The organism is Nostoc sp. C117, assembly GCF_043099735.1.
GTDB lineage: Bacteria > Cyanobacteriota > Cyanobacteriia > Cyanobacteriales > Nostocaceae > Nostoc.
In genome coordinates this window covers 3,308,065-3,324,811 of sequence record NZ_CP170991.1, presented here as the reverse complement: position 1 = coordinate 3,324,811, position 16,747 = coordinate 3,308,065, and the positions used below count along the sequence as shown (strand labels likewise).

The following is a 16,747-nucleotide window of genomic DNA, read 5'->3' as shown; positions in this document are numbered from 1 at the left end:
GCACAAAAGTAATATCTAAAAATGGAGCTTCTCTTTAAATCACAGCTAACAACTTTCCTTCAAACGGAAGTTAAAAAATCATGAATCAAAATCTATATCTATAACCATCAGCAACTCTTTCCAAAGAGCCAGAATTATTCGTACCAGAGTCTATCTGTTGATACAAAATGGTGTTACCATCGTTAACAATTATACCGAACCATCTTGATTCTAAACCAGAACCTCTAAAGATTAGATTAACAGTGCAATCACTATTTACCTGGTAAGTGCCAGTAAATTCATTAGTAATTGGTGTAATCTCTCCTCCAACACTTAAAAAAGCTCTAACTGATGCTAAATTCCCATTTCCATCGAATGTGTTTAGGGAAAGTAAATTAGTAGGAGGTCCTCCAGGAGTTCCAACACCAGAATATTGAGATGCATAATTGCCTCGTATCATTCTATTTGTGCAAGACAATTGTCTTCGCGGTGAACCTTCTGCCTTGAGAGAAGTCCCTAAATTTACAAAACTTAAGGCAAAAACGGTTGAAAAAATAGCTGCGGTTACTCTACTTTTAAAAAACATATTTTTTGTCTCCTCTTCTCTATTTTTCATATTTTTGGGCAAAAAGAATTTGCTGATTACATTTACATAATTTACAGGAGTTCCTTACTCAAATCAATTAATAATAGACTAAATATAGGTTAAATATAGCGGCAACATCCCATTTGGGCAAAAATATTATATACAAATCTTGTATATACTCTAAATAGCTAAAACATTGACTAAATAGCTAAAAAATGAACTTTTTTAAATGTCTGAAATAGAGAGTAAATCAGCTATCTAGCTTTTCTTGCTTTTGAGTTTTTGGAGTGACAATATAGTTAGAGATTGCTGCTTTAAAATCAGTCAAAGAGCATATTATTTAGAAGATAAATATTAATTTATAATAAACTTTCAAAACCGATCAATTAAATTTAACTATGGTGAATAAGAAGGTAAATAACATAACTGTATCTGGCATCATCGTCTAGTTTCCCTTAGTGGTGCAGAAAACTTTTTTGAGTTTTAAGTAGAGAAAACAGTGACTTTAGAGAACTCAATCCTGGTCTGTAATTGCTCCGGTTTTTTAAGTGAGGCACAGCCCGGTATAGGACTTCTTCGAGGTCAAGAGACAAAGGTGGGAATTGGCAGACATTGATAACACAGTCGTTTAATCTCACGTAAACCCAATTGTAAAAAGCTCAAACCTCTGTGGAAACGCCAATCAAGCATCTTAGTGCGACCTTCATCGGTGACAACGACGGCAATGGAAATGGCAATCAGCGTAGCAGCAGCTAATAGTCTGCCAACCCAAAATTGCTAGGTTTGGACTGGGAAAAGGGGACTGGGGTTGGGGGAAGGAATTAAAACCTTTTCCCTTTTCCCCTTACCCTTTACCCCGCCAAGTTTCCTTAGCGAACTACTAGAGTTCTAGAAAATATAGTTAATTGGTAGGTAAATTGTATGGTTTACGCAGTGGTGGTTCTCCTCCACTCATAAGAGTAACTGAATCTTCAGCTTCCTCACCTACAGACCACCACCCGGCTACGATTGTTTTATCAGTCTGCGCCAATAGTTGCAGCTTGGGCAAAGTCTCCTTGATTTGTAAGGCACCGGCAGCAAAACATGACCAAAACCTAACTTCAGCTTCAGTATCATCCAACCCTTGGATAATTACACTCACTGCTGGCTGATATAAATTTTCTGGTAATTCATGAGAGAGCTTATTACCAATTCCTTCTAATGCTTGCGCTCTAATAAAAGGAGCCTCAGCAATGTTTGCTGCTACTTCGGTCAGTGTACTAATCACTTCCTGATTTCCTTGGTAATTCGACAGAAAAGAAATTGCATACACCACACTATTTCGCTGTATGGGATCAGAACTAGTGGACAGAATAGACAACAAAGATTTTAGGTGTCTCTCAGTAGCGATGAGACTGAGGGAAGTTGCTGCTTGCATCCATAATTCACGACGTTGACCAGACAAAGTACGAATAAGGGCATCAGCGTCTTGATCATCACCGACTCTTCCGAATAACCAACAAGCTGTCTGTGCTTCTTCAAAGTCAAGGGTATCAATCCAATTACCACTACGGGAAGCGAACCCTAGTCTTTCAAGTGTCTCGATCTCACCTACTGCTTCTGGAAATTGATTTTTGACTTCTTGAAGATTCATAGATTGGGGTAAATATAGCGTCGCTGACACTAGGAGCTAAATAGGCTGAAGTATTACTATATAAGCTTTAGACTGTCGCTTTTAGATATTGGGTGCAGTTGTAAATCTGGCTTCTACCGTGCAATATAAAACTGCCCTAGACGAAAGCTGGAGCAGTTTTTCATAGAAGTAAATTAACGTGAGTTCGACGGTTAGAAAAAGCCAAAAAAGCTTGCCATATATAGATTTGCACAATTGGGTATTGTTCAGGCGATCGCTACGATTGATTGAGAATCTGTGAAAAAGTGACAAAAAAATGCCGAGACTAAAAATATCTAAGAAAAATCAAGGTCTCGGCTATGTCTACCATTGTATCTCGGCTCGATATCACTCAAATATTCTGGGATGTAGATGATTTCTGTAACCAATGGGAAAATCTATGGCAGCAAATACCACAATTACCGTCTACTTCTGGAGAGCGTCGCAGTAAATCGAGGATGTGTTTATCAGAGGTAATGACAATAGTCATTGCGTTTCATGGCAGTGGATATAAGACTTTCAAGGAATTCTACACTCTGCATGTGCTTCAAAGTTGGCATCAAGCATTTCCGAATTTGGTCAGCTACACTCGGTTTGTGGAATTGATGCCTTGGTGCTTAATGTTATTATGTTGCTTTTTACATACACGTACAGGAGAAATTACAGGGATTAGCTTTATTGATTCCACTCCGATTAATGTTTGTCATAACTGTCGAGCCCATTCTCATAAGGTATTTAAAGGCTTAGTAGAATGGGGTAAAAATTCTGTAGGTTGGCACTTTGGATTTAAACTTCATTTGATTATTAATGATTGCGGAGAATTACTTGCATTTTCATTAACTCCGGCGAATGTAGATGACCGAAAACCAGTTCCAGAAATGACTCGTGACTTAATTGGTAAACTTTTTGGTGACAGAGGATACATCTCTCAAAAATTATTTGAGGAGTTATATGAGCGCGGATTGCAGTTAGTCACAAAATCTAAGAAGAAAATGAAAAACCGTTTGGTAAAACTGATTGATAAGATTCTGTTACGCAAACGCGCTGTGATTGAGTCCGTCAATGACCATCTAAAAAATATATGTCAAATCGAACATTCTCGCCATCGTAGTCCATTTAACTTTTTGGTTAATTTAATGGCTGGTTTAGCTGCTTATACTTATTTGCCTAAAAAACCTTCTATTGACATTTACCCAAAAGGCTTACTTGCTCTACCTCCTGCCCTTTTTTAGCTCTGTCGAACTCACGTTAAATTATATAGGGGACTTTTATTGTTGTCCCCGGTTTATCCATAATAGATACCGTCATATAATACTATTCACCTCAAGTTTCGTGCTTTACGCAAAAAAGAATAATCTTGAGCTGGCATTACAAAGTGTAGAAGTCCGCATCAGGCAGCTGATCATAGACAGCATTCGCTTCTCTACTGTCTACCTCTCATTTTCCTCAACCGGGCTAGGACTTGCAGATAGAGAGCGATCGCACCAAGCTCACTGCCTTCATGCGATCGCAACTGGGATATTTTTATCAAGAAGGGGAAGGGGGACTGGGGTTTGGGGAAAGGTAAAAACCTCGCCTCTTGTGGCGCGAAATAATCCAAATTTTATGAGTCAGGTAAAAACCTCGCCTCTTGTGGCGCGACAATCATCATCCCTTTGCCCTTTGCCCTTTAACCTTTTCTCTTTTATTGTGGAATGCGTTCAGCTCCAAACTTGCGCTGATGCCAGTAAGGATAGATTGGCGCGATCGCGCTAACCTGATTGAGCCGATTTACTTCCTCTAATGTTAGCTCCCACTGAGCAGCCCCAAGGTTGTCTCGAAGTTGTTGTTCATTCCGCGCTCCGATAATAACCGACGTAATACCAGACTGACGTAACAGCCAGTTGAGCGCAACTTGAGCAACACTGACACCACGATTATTAGCTACTTCGTGCAGAACTTCCACAATATCGTATCCCTTTTCCAGGTCACTGACAGTACCAATATCACCGATTTTGGCTCGTCGCGTCCCCTCCGGTTGGGGCTGACCACGACGATACTTACCTGAGAGGAAACCAAAAGCAAGCGGACTCCACACCAAGATACCCACACCTTGATCTAAACCTAGAGGAATTAGTTCAAATTCCAACTCTCGCGCCACAAGTGAGTAATAAACCTGTTGTGACACATAGCGCTCCAAGTTCAAACGCTCTGATACAGACAGCGCCTTCATTAAATGCCAAGCTGAATAATTAGAACAACCAATGTAGCGAACTTTGCCACTACGTACAAGTGAATCTAAGGCGCGAAGTGTTTCTTCTAGTGGAGCTAGAGCATCGAAACCATGAACTTGATAGAGGTCGATGTAATCTGTGTCTAATCGACGTAGGCTGTCCTCACAGGCTCGAATCAGATGATAACGTGACAATCCAGTATCATTTGCTCCTTTTCCCATACGACCATAAGCCTTAGTTGCAATAATTACATCAGAACGACGCTTTCCGAGAGCTTTACCAAGAATCTCCTCAGAAAGTCCATTCGAGTAAACATCTGCTGTGTCAAAGATGTTGACACCTGCATCAAGGCAAATATCAATCAGATGCTGCGCCTCGTCTACCTGAGTCGCCCCAATTTCTTGGAAGAAGTCGCTACCACCGAATGTCATTGTACCGAAACTGAGAACCGAAATCTTAAGACCGGACTTTCCTAAAAATCGCGTTTCCATCGCTGTTACTCCTTGAAGCCGTGCCTATTTGAAGTCAAGTGAACATTTTCTCACAATGGATAGTTTCTGTGGAACAGCTTATGATATCTTCTCAAGAATCTGATTACTCATCTGAATTTGGTTTTTTCCGATATTACGTTTGAGTAAAAAAATACCTGCATCATGCGCTTGCTGACCACCAGCACTAAAGCAAGCATCCTCGATAATTACTGGTTCAATACCGCGCTCAAAAGAGTCAATTGCTGTCTTCAAAATGCAGCTATCAGTTTCAACTCCACAAAGATATATTTTGCTGATTTGATTAATCAAAATAAAACTCGAAAACTTCTCTGTAAATGCAGAGTAATAAGGTTTATCAAAAATATTATGTATATATGGCTGAAGTTCATCAATAATGTTTGTTTCTGGTTCATGTATCAAGCTTGACCAATGAATTAGCTTCACATAATTACTGTCGGCTGTATTGATAAATTTTGTGAATTCAACGAGTTTTCCAGCCTCTAAAAAACGCTCAATTACTTTAATGACGGTAGGAATAATATGTCTGCATTTATCCGACATAAACCCGTTTTGCATATCTATTACAAGAAGGATTTCGCTCATTTGTGCCAGAATTTATTTAGATTAAGATTTAAGAGATTAATTGAAGAAGAATTCACAAGTCAGAATTCAGGAGTCAGAATTCAGGAGTCAATGGGAGATTCAGACCCGCAACGGAATTGTTGCACCACTAAATCAAGGATTTAGTGGTGGTTTTAAACCCTATTGGGTTCGGTTAAAGGGGAAAGGGACTCATGTTTTGAATACATCCTTTCCCCTTTAACCCTTAACCTTAACCCAGACCACAAGGAAAGTAAAAAATGTTTATCCGAACCGTATTGGTATTTAATCCCTGGATTCATCGACTATAAAGTTCAAAATACCCAACTAAATTCTGACTCCTGAATTTTGTTTCGGTAAAACAATATTATAAAAGATGACATCCGCAACTTTGAGCTTCTTCCTTTGCAGCTGACAGGTATGCTTGGTGGTGATGGAGGGCTGAGAAGGCAAATCTGGGGATGAAGGAAGTAGCGATCGCTCTTAAAGCAAAGCGTAGCTAATCGATTTTCTCTCTTACTGCCGAAAGTCCTGCTGATGTGGGGTGTTGGTAGGAAATCTGGCGTGAAGATTCGGTTTGGAAGTTTTTGTGTTAGAAAAGCTACTGCTCAGGGAAAACTGAAAACAAGACCCTGTTTTGAAGAGTTTGATTGTAATTCATCAGCCGAACGCTACAAATTAGACAACAGAAGTGGCAACGCATTTACCACTCATAACTAATGCGATAGACGACTAGTATTTGAAATTCACGTAAGTTTCGACTTTGTTCTGAGGTAAGCTTTCTACTAGCTGACAGCGTAGCATCTGCTTTAGCTTTTCTGGCAGACTTTCATAATAGTCTTGTGGGAGAGTTAAATCTACCTTTGGTGTGTACAACCAATGCATGGCATAGCCCAGAACTACCATAGATCTTGGATGGTTTGTCCGATTTGGGGAACCCCGATGCAGCGCTAAAGGCGATCGCACCATCACGTCACCTGGCTGCATATAAAAAGATTCCATCGGAATTTCACCACTAGCAACCTTCTTTAATCCTTCTTCACGCGGTAATATATGAGTCCCGCGTGCCATTTGAAAGGGACCGTTTTCTGCGGTTACTTCCACGAGGGGAAAGTTGACTGCTAGGGCGTAAAGTGGGGTCACTATGCGATCGCTAAATAATGGGCGAAAATCCCGATGGATTTCCTGATAATCTGAACCCTGGAATGGGACATCAACTCCCATCTGAACCATTACGTATTCTTGGAAAAACACGCGCTCTAGGATACCCATAATCACTGGGTTAGCAAAAACTAATTCATTAGCAAATGGGTAAATCCAAGGCAAGGTTAAATAGTAGCGCGAAACTTCACGAGGAGCCAACCCACCTGGTTGATTTTGACGCTCGTGAAATAATTTTTCAAAAGCTTGTGCCCACTCGTCAATCAATTTTTGCTCAAAAACACCGGGAATCACACAAATTCCGTCTTGATTCAGTTTTTGAGCAAATCGGTCTAGGTCGGTAGCTGAATATTTCGCTATACCGCCTATACTTTGAACCATCTTTTTTATCCTCTTCAACTTATAACTAGAGGCGTATTAATATCAGACCTCTACGAGATTTTTTATTGCTTGTCGATAGTAGCGCACTATTTTTAAAATTGGTGGCTTATGCCAATCCTCTGTAATAATTAATTATAACGAATTAGTTAACATAACTAAATTCTTTGACATCCAGACAATGCAACGCGATCGCCTGGCTTTGAAGGGCATCTAACAGTCACAATGCAGTTGGACTCAGCAAACCACCAATAGACACACTTGCATACATCAGCACATCGGCGCTTCACGGGCGAAAGTAAGTGCGACTGCCCGCTTAATTCCAGAGTTACTACTTGTGAGTATGGCGGCTTTGCAGTTTATCAAAACGGCGATCGGAATTTTTGCTATAGCTGTTAGTCTTTGTCAAAAAATTGTCATAAATTTTCTCGATCTGTACTTGAGTGAATAGCTTTGTTCAAATCCCGCAGCAATTCTTCTTCTGCATCGCGCTCTTGCTTGAGTTCTCGAATCATTTCTTGACTGGAACCAATCAGCAAGCCAGCAACTGCACCAACGATCGCATATTTTTGCTCCAAGCCTTTATACATTTGACTTGTGTACGGGCAAGGAATTAAATTAGCAATAATAAAGCCAATTACTGCACCTACAAATGCTGTCACAAAGGCAGAAAAAACGATTAATTTAGCGTTCATTTGCTTGGCTCCAATATTTATAACTTTGCTAAATTATTAGGAGATACTTTATATTGTCTCAGTAGTTCCCAAAGTTACAACTTAATCTTTACCTCTTGTAATAGTACCGATTCTGGGTTGGCTCAACCCCTCTTCCCTCCTGCTTCTGCCCGATCGCAACGATAATTATTTAAGCCAATCTACTTAACCTGAGTTCGGGATAAGAAATCCTCAAAACCCCTGATTTTTCGTTGTTCGGTCTGAAGCTCTGTTTTAATCGGTTCTCAATAAGGCATATTGTTGATATTTGTCTCATTTGTGAGCCTTATTGACAAAATGATTCCACTTTAATTGCTTCTTTTATACCTTCACGAGATAATAAAATTTCTCTATCTTCAAATTGCAGACGAAACTCTCCGTGAATGAGAATTGAAAGCGTCGCAGCTTGGTTATTTACTGCCCATTCAGTTCTACTTTCACCTGCTTTGTGAACAGCCCATTTTACTTCTAGCATTTCCGTGGAACGCGGATCGTCTTCAGGAGTGATAAAGTGACCCATGAACCATCCCCAACCAATACTTTTCGGGTTTTGGGGGAAAGGGGAAAGGGAAAGGGTTTGAATTTCCCTTTCCCCAGACCAAAAGAGACATTATTGGGTTTAACCGAAAAGTATTGCATCCCCAACGATTTACACCTTCAACGCCTACGTTTCCATAAACAACTTTAGGCTGCATCACTTAACCCCAAGGAAGGAACCAAAATTTGTCCGGTGTAACCTGCTTGCTTGTATTGCTCAAGAACATGAGTTGCAATATCTTTGCTCTGGGCTGATTTAACCAAAGCAACACAAGCACCGCCAAAACCAGCACCTGTCAGCCTTGCACCAAACACTCCTTCTGTTTTCTGCAAAATCTCTACTAATGTATCCAGCGCAGGTACAGACACTTCGTAATCATCTCTCAAACTGGCGTGGGATGCGTTCATCAATTCGCCAAAGCGCTTAGATGTTACTCCCTGCAATACTTCCAAGACGCGGTTATCTTCTGTAACCACATGACGGGCACGACGGCGTAGAGGTTCGGGTAATTTTTCTGTTACTTCAACATCAGTAATATCTCGTAGTGCCTTAACTCCTAGCGATCGCGCCGCCTCTTCACACTCAGCCCGACGCTGGTTATAACCGCTAGTTGCGAGGGTACGGGGCACGCCGCTATCAATCACTAAAATCTCTGCGTTGTCTGGCAAAGGCATCACCCGACGTTCTAAAGTCCGAGTATCTAAAAACAAGATATGCTCGGTATCAGCCAAGCTAGAAGCCATCTGATCCATGATGCCGCACTGTACGCCAGCATACTGAATTTCTGCTTGCTGGGCGAATTGGGCGATTTCAACATCATCAATGGGAAGGTTCAGAAGTTGGCGTAATGCCCGCAGCGTTGCCACTTCCAAAGCCGCGCTACTAGACAAACCCGAACCCATCGGAACCGATGATTTGACGTACACAGAAAGCGATGGTATTTTATGTCCTGCTTTTTGCAAAACCTCAATACAGCCAAAAATATAACTGGCAAATCCAGACGGGGTATGATTGATATCTAAAATGCTCACTTGCTCGTTGAAATTTTCCGAGTAAAAGTGATGGTGGCTATCGCTACTCAAACCTAGCTCTACCGTGGTCGATTGAGGAATCGCAGTTGGCAGAACGAAACCATCGTTATAGTCAGTATGTTCGCCGAGTAAATTTACTCTTCCTGGCGCACTGGCTTGAGTTTCTGGTAGTTTAGCGAATACTTGTTGAAAATCCATAATTTTTAATTGTACAAAGGTACAGGGCGTAACCTTCCTTCTACCTCAACATGAGGAAAATTTGCATCAAAAGTCAGATTTTCTAACTTTCCATCCTTGAGAATCACAAAAGTATCTTCAATCTTTGCCCCTGCTAAACTAGGATTCCAAGCCAGAGCAATGCCTTCTGTCAAAGCATCAGTAGTAGTTGGATTGGCGACGATTTCTCGCGCTAGATATCCAGTGGTTCCTCCTTGGTGATGTTCGCGGATGGCATTGGGAAATCCATGCTGCTCATAAGCCTGAGCTAAGGTGTGATAAACTGCATCCAGACTGGTTCCGGGTTGGCACAGATTCAAAACTACTGCTTCTATTTCGCGCACATGAGAATGTAATTCCGCCCGTTCGTCTGAAAGCTTACCAAAACAAACAAATCGCGTTAGATTTGCATACAAACCGTAACCTCTGGCGCAAAATACCAGCATTGCTTGCTGTCCAATCTGTTCTCCGGTGGCTGTTGCATGACGGTATAGGGGTAAACGCCTCTCACCAGCTACTAGTGTCAGCGCTGGATGTAACCCTTGTGCCCATAACGCCTCTGCACCCGCACCTGCTAATTGATATTCTGTCCAAGTTGGCTTGGCGGCTTTGAGTACCTCTGTCATTGCAAGGCTCGCTTTTTGCCCGACTTGACGATATCGCTCTAATTCACTTGACATCATTACCCGTTTATGATTTTGCAGAGTTGGGGGTAACGGCTTTTCTAAATTGGAGATGGGGCGTTCGCGCTTCCCGTTGTCGCAGACATCGCTAATTAGTTTTCCACCACCAGTTACATCGCGAACAAAAGACTCACGGACAGCATAATCAGCCCAAGGGTTCACATACACCTTAAAATTAGCTGGCAGTTCTTCATCCTTAAGACGCTGCGCTTCAATTTCATCCGTCAATACCCAAGCCTCGTCAGTAGTTACTAATACTTCTGCTACGCCACTTTCAGCAGTAAGCAGTACGGTGTTAGAAGCGCCAGCTGTTGCCCAGGCAAACCAGTCTGTACCGCGCAAGCGCACACCTTGCACTTCGGCTTCACGCAAGGTTTGCCTGATTAACTCTAATTTTTTGGAGACTTCTTCGTTCATACAAAATTAGTAACCATAGATGAATACAGACTAATTATGAGGTTCATCTGTGTTTATATGCGTATGTCTATGGTTTGATAAAAACGTGAGTACGGTATTATATCGAGTTTGGCATTCTAATATTTACAACCACTACTGATAATCCCTTCGCTTTCTTCTCTGGTAAAGCATCATTAGCAAATATACTCACTCCGCCAATTGGTAATTTTATAAAAATATGCGGCTTTAACTAAGTAAAAATGATAATCATGGAGAAGAGGGTAGTAGAAAGAACATGATTGCTGGTTAAACCAGTACCATAGTTTGAGTAAGGATTATGAACGTCTGATTGAAATGAGTGTGCGATATATTCCGTTATGATTTGTATTATGCTACTTCGTCTAGCCGTCTAAAGATTTACTTTATAAATGGTCTCTTAGGTTTTGAGGGATTATAACGTTTCTAACAAGTGAGTTAGAAATCGCTATGATTTGGGAAAAATACTGTAAATCAATTAGTTTCTTTGCCAAATTACTCAAAATGACTACAGTAGTTGAGCCACTTACCAAGATTCTGGGTTATCGAATTAGTGAGCGACTTTATGAAGGCTCTAGAACCCTAGTTTACCGAGCAATTCGCACAGAGGATCAACTACCAGTAGTCATCAAGATACTTAAACAAGAGTATCCATCATTTAATGAATTGTTGCAATTTCGCAATCAGTACACCATTGCTAAAAATCTTGACTTTGGGGGTATTGTTCGTCTTTACAGCTTGGAACATTACCACAACAGCTATGCATTGATAATGGAGGATTTTAGTGGTATTTCTTTACGAGAGTGGATACATAAAGAAATTAACAGCAATAGTGACTCCTGTTGGCCGCATCGCCTGAAAGCTTTTTTAGAAATTGCGATCGCTCTAGCAGCAATTCTTGATGAACTTTATCGCCACCGGATCATTCACAAAGACATTAAACCTGCCAATATATTAATTAATCCAGATAGCCAGCAGGTGAAGTTGATTGATTTTAGCCTTGCTTCCCTACTGTCTAGAGAAACGCAAGAAATTTATAGTCCGAATATTTTGGAAGGTACACTTGCCTATGTATCCCCAGAACAAACCGGACGGATGAACCGAGGTATTGATTACCGCAGTGATTTCTACTCTTTAGGGGTAAGTTTCTTTGAACTACTTACCGGAAAATTACCTTTTCAATCTCACGATCCGATGGAAGTAGTTCACTGCCATATCGCTAAACAACCACCCTTATTAGAAGTCAGAAGGGAAGAAATTCCGCAGGTGATTGCAAATATAGTGATGAAACTGATGGCGAAAAATGCTGAAGACCGCTATCAGAGTGCGTTAGGGCTGAAACATGATTTAGAAATGTGTCTCAACCAACTGCAAACAACGAGACCGATCGAGCTATTTGAGATTGGACAACGAGATGTGTGCGATCGCTTTATCATCTCAGAAAAGCTTTATGGTCGCTATAACGAAGTAGCAAGTTTACTAGCAGCTTTTGAGCGAATTTCTCAAGCAAGTAGCGAACTCATGCTAGTGGCTGGTTTCTCTGGTATCGGTAAAACTGCTGTGGTCAACGAAGTCCACAAACCAATTGTCCGGCAACGGGGCTATTTTATTAAAGGTAAATTTGACCAGTTTCAGCGCAACATTCCCCTGTCTGCTTTTTTACAATCATTTCGTGATTTGATTGGGCAACTGCTCAGTGAAAATGATACGCAATTAGATCGATGGAAGAACAAAATTCTCGCTGCTTTAGGAGAAAACGCTCAAGTTATTATTGAAGTCATTCCAGAACTAGAGCAGATTATTGGAAAACAACCTGCTGTCCCCGAACTCTCTGGAAGTGCTGCTCAACACCGCTTCAATATTCTATTTCAAAAATTTATCCAGGTGTTTGCGACAAAAGATCATCCTCTGGTAATCTTTATCGATGACTTGCAGTGGGCGGATTCTGCTTCTCTCAAGTTTATACAACTGTTAATGAGCGAGATAGATAGCCGATATCTGTTGCTAATTGGGGCTTACCGAGATAACGAAGTCTATACAACTCATTCACTGATGCTGACGCTGCAAGAAATTGAGAAGTCACAGGCTACAGTTAATACTATTACTCTCGCCCCGTTAGATATTTCGGCAGTGAATCAGTTGGTAGCTGATACACTCAGTTGTTCCCTAGAGTTAGCTTTGCCATTGACAGAGTTGATATTTAGCAAAACTCAAGGCAATCCCTTCTTCACAACTCAGTTTCTCAAAGCATTATATGAAGATGGGCTGATTGCATTCAATTTTCACGGCGGTTACTGGGAATGTGACATTGCACAGGTGCGATCGCTTACTCTTACCGATGATGTAGTAGAGTTTATGGCAGTTCAACTTCAGAAGTTGCCCCAAGCTACTCAAGAGGTGTTGCAGTTAGCGGCTTGCATTGGGAACACTTTTGATTTAGAAACACTGGCGATCGTTTACGAACAATCCCCAACTCAAACCGCCAAAGATTTGTGGCTAGCTCTAAAAGACGGGCTAATCTTACCGCAGAATGATGTTTATAAGTTTTTCCAACAAGAAGTATTTTTGAGCGATCGCGAGTCATTGGTAAATGGTCAACCAGGAAAAATGACCACCAACTATAAATTTCTGCACGATCGCGTCCAGCAAGCAGCTTATTCATTGATTCCTTTAGACCAGAAGCAAGCAACTCACCTCAAAATTGGGCGACGGTTGTTAGACAATACGTCAGCAGCAGACCAGCATGAAAAGATTTTTAATATTTTGAACCATCTCAACCTGGCTGGTGAACTAATCGATTGTCTTGGCGAACGAGAAAAATTAGCGAATCTGAATCTCATAGCGGGTCATCAGGCAAAGGTCGCAACAGCCTACGAAGCTGCACTGAAATATTTTAATACAGGCATAATGTACCTAGAACCGCAGAGATGGCAGACTCAGTACAATTTAACGCTCTCTTTATATTCAGCAGCAGCAGAAGCAGAATACCTAAATACGAACTATGAACAAGCCAATCTGTTGATACAAACACTTCTCGAAAATGTCAAGGATACACTACAAAAAGCCAGAGTTTACGAAATCAAAATTCAATCTTTAATTTCGCAATCTCAAATGCAGTCAGCGGTAGACATAGCATTAGAAGTTTTGCAGATGTTAGGTGTCAGTTTAGAGCAAGAAGCGATCGCCACCTTAGATATTGAAGCATTAATCGACCTGCCAGAAATGACAGTTCTGGATAAACTAGCTGCACAGCGAATATTGATGACCGTTGCTCCTGCGGTGTTTCTAGCTAATCCTCAGATGTACCCATCAATCGTCTTTACAATGGTCAATCTGTGCATCAGATATGGTAATTCTACCCTTGCTGCTTATGCCTATGTCACCTATGGATTATTACTCTGTAGTGGGGGGGATATTGAGTCTGGTTATAAATTTGGTCAGATGGCAATCAAGTTGTTAGATCGCTTTGATAGCAGGAAGCTAAAATCTAAAGTTTACATGATGTTTAATAGCAGCATTCGCCACTGGAAAGAACATTTTCAAGCCACATTGGAACCTTTACAGGAAGGATTTCAGCTTGGGTTGGAAACTGGAGATTTAGAATTTGCTTGCTACAATGCTACGACATATTGCGATTTTTCTTTTCATACTGAGTTAGAACTAGAAACAGTCCTTGGCAAGCAAACTTTGTATACTGAGATTATTCAAAATTTAAAACAAGAGTATCAGCAAATTCAAAGTAAAATCAGTAGACAATTTCTCTTAAATTTAAGTGGTCGTACAATTGATAAGTTGCGTTTGGTGGGTGAGAGTTGCAATGAAACAGAAATGTTGCCAATCTGGATTAAATATCAGGTAGGCTTCATCTTATTTTTTGTATATTTATACAAATTAATTCTTGCCTATTTCTTTGGAGCTTATACTGATGCGATAGAAAATCTGCGACTAGCCCAACCATACCAAAATGGTACTAGAAATACAGTTCATTTTGTAGAGTACAACCTGTATTCATCTCTGTCTCTGTTGGCGCATTACCCAGATGTATCAGCCAGCGAACAGCAGCAATATCTGCAACAGGTAGCTGAAAATCAAGCCCTAATGCAGTATTGGGCAACTCATGCGCCAATGAACTATCAACATCTGTGGTGTTTGGTGGAAGCAGAAAGAAACCGGGTGCTAGGTAACAAAGCCTGTGCGATCGAATTGTATGACCAAGCTATAGAAAATGCTAAACAGCAGGGCTACATTCAACCAGAAGCGATCGCTAATGAACTCGCCGCCAAATTCTATCTTAACTGGGGCAAACAGCAGCTCGCACAAAACTATATGATTGAAGCTTATTACTGCTATACCCGTTGGGGAGCTAAAGCCAAAGTTACTGATTTAGAAACTCGTTATCCTCAACTTTTATCCCCTATCCTTGAAAAAGGATCTTGCCCTATCTCTAGCAATGAAACAATCGTTGTCTCTGGTCGGGGAAGTTCTCACAATTCCTCTTCTTCAGATAATATTAGTGCCTCTGTTGCTTTAGATTTAGCATTAATTCTCAAAGCATCTCAAACTCTTTCGAGTGAAATTAAATTAGAAAAACTTGTTTCTAGCTTACTACACGTTACTCTAGAAAATGCTGGAGCTGATAAGTGTGCATTACTACTATCTGAAAACGGTAGTTTGATAGTGCAAGCGATCGCCAATATAGATAATTCTGTAACACTACTCCATCCACAAGCAATAGAAGAAAGCCAAGAAGTACCCTTGAGCTTAATCAATATTGTGAAACGGAGTTTGCAACCATTGGTGATTGTTGATGCAACGGTGCATCCCAGATTTACGCACGATCCATATATTCAGCAGCACCAGCCAAGGAGTATTTTGTGTAGCCCAATTTTGCATCAAGGGAAGTTATTGGGCATTTTGTATCTGGAAAATAATCACTCTATTGGCGCATTCACTGACGATCGCGTTGATATATTGAACCTTCTTTGTACTCAAGCGGCTATTTCTCTGGAAAATGCCCGTTTGTATCAAAAATCATTGCAAAATAGTCAACAATTAGAGCGATCGTTGCAAGACTTACAGCAGATGCAGTTGCAATTGGTGCAGAGTGAAAAAATGTCAGCCTTGGGAAATCTCGTGGCTGGTGTTGCACATGAAATCAACAATCCCGTTGGCTTTATTGCTGGCAATATTGAACCAGCAAAAGATTACGTTCAGGATTTGTTCGGGTTAATTAACCTCTACCAAGAAAAGTTTCCCGATCCTGGCCTAGAAATTGGAGATGAAATTGAAGCGATCGACCTGGAATACCTGCGCAAAGATTTACCCCAGTTACTTGACTCCATGAACTTGGGTGCTAATCGTATTCGTAGTATCAGCAACAGTTTGCGAACCTTTTCCAGAACCGATCAGCATTACAAAGTACCTTTCAACATTCATGAAGGCATTGACAGCACAATTTTAATTCTCAGACACCGTTTGAAAGCTAATGAATTGCGTCCAGCAATTGAAGTGGAAAAAAATTATGGTGTACTACCTTTAGTGCAGTGCTTCGCTGGACAACTCAATCAAGTCTTTATGAATTTGTTAGCAAATGCAATTGATGCCCTAGACGAATCTAATTTAGGGAAAAGTATGGCAGAGATCGCTGCTAAACCTAATTGTATTACTATCCAAACCTCTGTAGCCCAATCAGGCCAGCACGTTGTGATTCGGATTGCTGACAATGGTGTAGGAATGCCTCAGGAAGTTAAACAGAAAATCTTTGACCATTTGTTCACTACCAAAGCTGTGGGCAAAGGAACGGGATTAGGATTGGCTATTGCCCGTCAAATTGTAGTGGAAGCTCATGGCGGTATAATTGAAGTAGATGTCATTCCGCACGAGAAAACTGAGTTTGTAATTACACTGCCAATTAAAGTGTAATACTTAACTCAAATTAACCCTCTTTTGTCACTTTGGGAAAATCCAATCGCTCAAACGGTTATGGGTCTTTAATTTCTACTTTTTGTCTAAAAATTTTAGTTTCTGTTAGAAAATAAAGCCTCAAACCTGGATTGAATCAAAGTCTCAGAATTT

The 16,747-nt window shown here is 40.8% G+C and carries 12 protein-coding genes and 1 pseudogene; 4 read left to right on the top strand and 9 right to left on the bottom strand.

Annotation, left to right across the window (positions count from 1 at the left end):
* Window positions 1–85: 85 nt before the first annotated feature.
* Window positions 86–595: a hypothetical protein gene (locus ACFG4S_RS14565; protein ID WP_392535466.1), complete on the bottom strand. Its 510-nt coding sequence runs from the start codon at window positions 593–595 to the stop codon at window positions 86–88.
* A gap of 871 nt (window positions 596–1,466) precedes the next feature.
* Complete coding sequence (locus ACFG4S_RS14560; RefSeq protein WP_392535465.1) at window positions 1,467–2,198, bottom strand: HEAT repeat domain-containing protein; 732 nt, start codon at window positions 2,196–2,198, stop codon at window positions 1,467–1,469.
* Between the two features lie 338 nt (window positions 2,199–2,536).
* Here ACFG4S_RS14560 and ACFG4S_RS14555 point away from each other — a divergent pair, with 338 nt between their 5' ends.
* Together ACFG4S_RS14555 and ACFG4S_RS14550 are read left to right on the top strand one after the other, a co-directional pair.
* On the top strand, window positions 2,537–3,448 hold the full coding sequence (locus ACFG4S_RS14555) for an IS982 family transposase (protein WP_392530720.1): 912 nt from the start codon (window positions 2,537–2,539) through the stop codon (window positions 3,446–3,448).
* Between the two features lie 100 nt (window positions 3,449–3,548).
* Entirely contained in the window at window positions 3,549–3,971 is a 423-nt protein-coding gene (locus ACFG4S_RS14550) for a hypothetical protein (protein WP_392535464.1), read from the top strand.
* Here ACFG4S_RS14550 and ACFG4S_RS14545 read toward each other — a convergent pair.
* The 7 genes from ACFG4S_RS14545 to ACFG4S_RS14515 all read right to left on the bottom strand — a co-directional run bounded on the left by ACFG4S_RS14545 (window position 3,901) and on the right by ACFG4S_RS14515 (window position 10,657).
* Window positions 3,901–4,920, bottom strand: a complete 1,020-nt coding sequence (locus tag ACFG4S_RS14545; protein WP_392535463.1) for an aldo/keto reductase — start codon at window positions 4,918–4,920, stop codon at window positions 3,901–3,903. The two genes, ACFG4S_RS14550 and ACFG4S_RS14545, sit on opposite strands and share 71 nt — an antisense overlap.
* Before the next feature lie 78 nt (window positions 4,921–4,998).
* Complete coding sequence (locus ACFG4S_RS14540; RefSeq protein ID WP_392535462.1) at window positions 4,999–5,523, bottom strand: isochorismatase family cysteine hydrolase; 525 nt, start codon at window positions 5,521–5,523, stop codon at window positions 4,999–5,001.
* Between the two features lie 729 nt (window positions 5,524–6,252).
* A complete protein-coding gene (locus ACFG4S_RS14535; protein WP_392535461.1) occupies window positions 6,253–7,062 on the bottom strand; it encodes a phytanoyl-CoA dioxygenase family protein in 810 nt (269 codons plus the stop codon).
* 413 nt (window positions 7,063–7,475) lie between these two features.
* The gene (locus tag ACFG4S_RS14530; protein ID WP_392535460.1) at window positions 7,476–7,754 is read right to left on the bottom strand and encodes a hypothetical protein; all 279 of its coding nucleotides are present in this window, start codon (window positions 7,752–7,754) and stop codon (window positions 7,476–7,478) included.
* Window positions 7,755–8,058: 304 nt separating this feature from the next.
* On the bottom strand, window positions 8,059–8,292 hold the full coding sequence (locus tag ACFG4S_RS14525; RefSeq protein WP_392535459.1) for a hypothetical protein: 234 nt from the start codon (window positions 8,290–8,292) through the stop codon (window positions 8,059–8,061).
* Between the two features lie 164 nt (window positions 8,293–8,456).
* A complete protein-coding gene (gene galK / locus ACFG4S_RS14520) occupies window positions 8,457–9,539 on the bottom strand; it encodes a galactokinase (RefSeq protein WP_392535458.1) in 1,083 nt (360 codons plus the stop codon).
* A gap of 5 nt (window positions 9,540–9,544) precedes the next feature.
* Window positions 9,545–10,657 carry a M24 family metallopeptidase gene (locus ACFG4S_RS14515; RefSeq protein WP_392535457.1) on the bottom strand — a complete coding sequence of 371 codons (1,113 nt, stop codon included), beginning with the start codon at window positions 10,655–10,657 and terminating at the stop codon, window positions 9,545–9,547.
* 282 nt (window positions 10,658–10,939) lie between these two features.
* Here ACFG4S_RS14515 and ACFG4S_RS14510 point away from each other — a divergent pair.
* Window positions 10,940–11,049 (top strand): annotated as a pseudogene (locus tag ACFG4S_RS14510) (IS5/IS1182 family transposase); the annotation flags it as partial.
* A gap of 127 nt (window positions 11,050–11,176) precedes the next feature.
* On the top strand, window positions 11,177–16,594 hold the full coding sequence (locus ACFG4S_RS14505; RefSeq protein ID WP_392535456.1) for an AAA family ATPase: 5,418 nt from the start codon (window positions 11,177–11,179) through the stop codon (window positions 16,592–16,594).
* Window positions 16,595–16,747: the final 153 nt, after the last annotated feature.

What these genes read in the sequence shown, in the direction of transcription:
- ACFG4S_RS14525 (WP_392535459.1), bottom strand. Translation starts at nt 8,292, where the DNA reads ATGGGTCACTTTATCACTCCTGAAGACGATCCGCGTTCCACGGAAATG.
- ACFG4S_RS14515 (WP_392535457.1), bottom strand. Translation starts at nt 10,657, where the DNA reads ATGAACGAAGAAGTCTCCAAAAAATTAGAGTTAATCAGGCAAACCTTG.
- ACFG4S_RS14545 (WP_392535463.1), bottom strand. Translation starts at nt 4,920, where the DNA reads ATGGAAACGCGATTTTTAGGAAAGTCCGGTCTTAAGATTTCGGTTCTC.
- ACFG4S_RS14555 (WP_392530720.1), top strand. Translation starts at nt 2,537, where the DNA reads ATGTCTACCATTGTATCTCGGCTCGATATCACTCAAATATTCTGGGAT.
- ACFG4S_RS14560 (WP_392535465.1), bottom strand. Translation starts at nt 2,198, where the DNA reads ATGAATCTTCAAGAAGTCAAAAATCAATTTCCAGAAGCAGTAGGTGAG.
- ACFG4S_RS14505 (WP_392535456.1), top strand. Translation starts at nt 11,177, where the DNA reads ATGACTACAGTAGTTGAGCCACTTACCAAGATTCTGGGTTATCGAATT.
- ACFG4S_RS14540 (WP_392535462.1), bottom strand. Translation starts at nt 5,523, where the DNA reads ATGAGCGAAATCCTTCTTGTAATAGATATGCAAAACGGGTTTATGTCG.
- ACFG4S_RS14535 (WP_392535461.1), bottom strand. Translation starts at nt 7,062, where the DNA reads ATGGTTCAAAGTATAGGCGGTATAGCGAAATATTCAGCTACCGACCTA.
- ACFG4S_RS14530 (WP_392535460.1), bottom strand. Translation starts at nt 7,754, where the DNA reads ATGAACGCTAAATTAATCGTTTTTTCTGCCTTTGTGACAGCATTTGTA.
- galK (WP_392535458.1), bottom strand. Translation starts at nt 9,539, where the DNA reads ATGGATTTTCAACAAGTATTCGCTAAACTACCAGAAACTCAAGCCAGT.
- ACFG4S_RS14565 (WP_392535466.1), bottom strand. Translation starts at nt 595, where the DNA reads ATGAAAAATAGAGAAGAGGAGACAAAAAATATGTTTTTTAAAAGTAGA.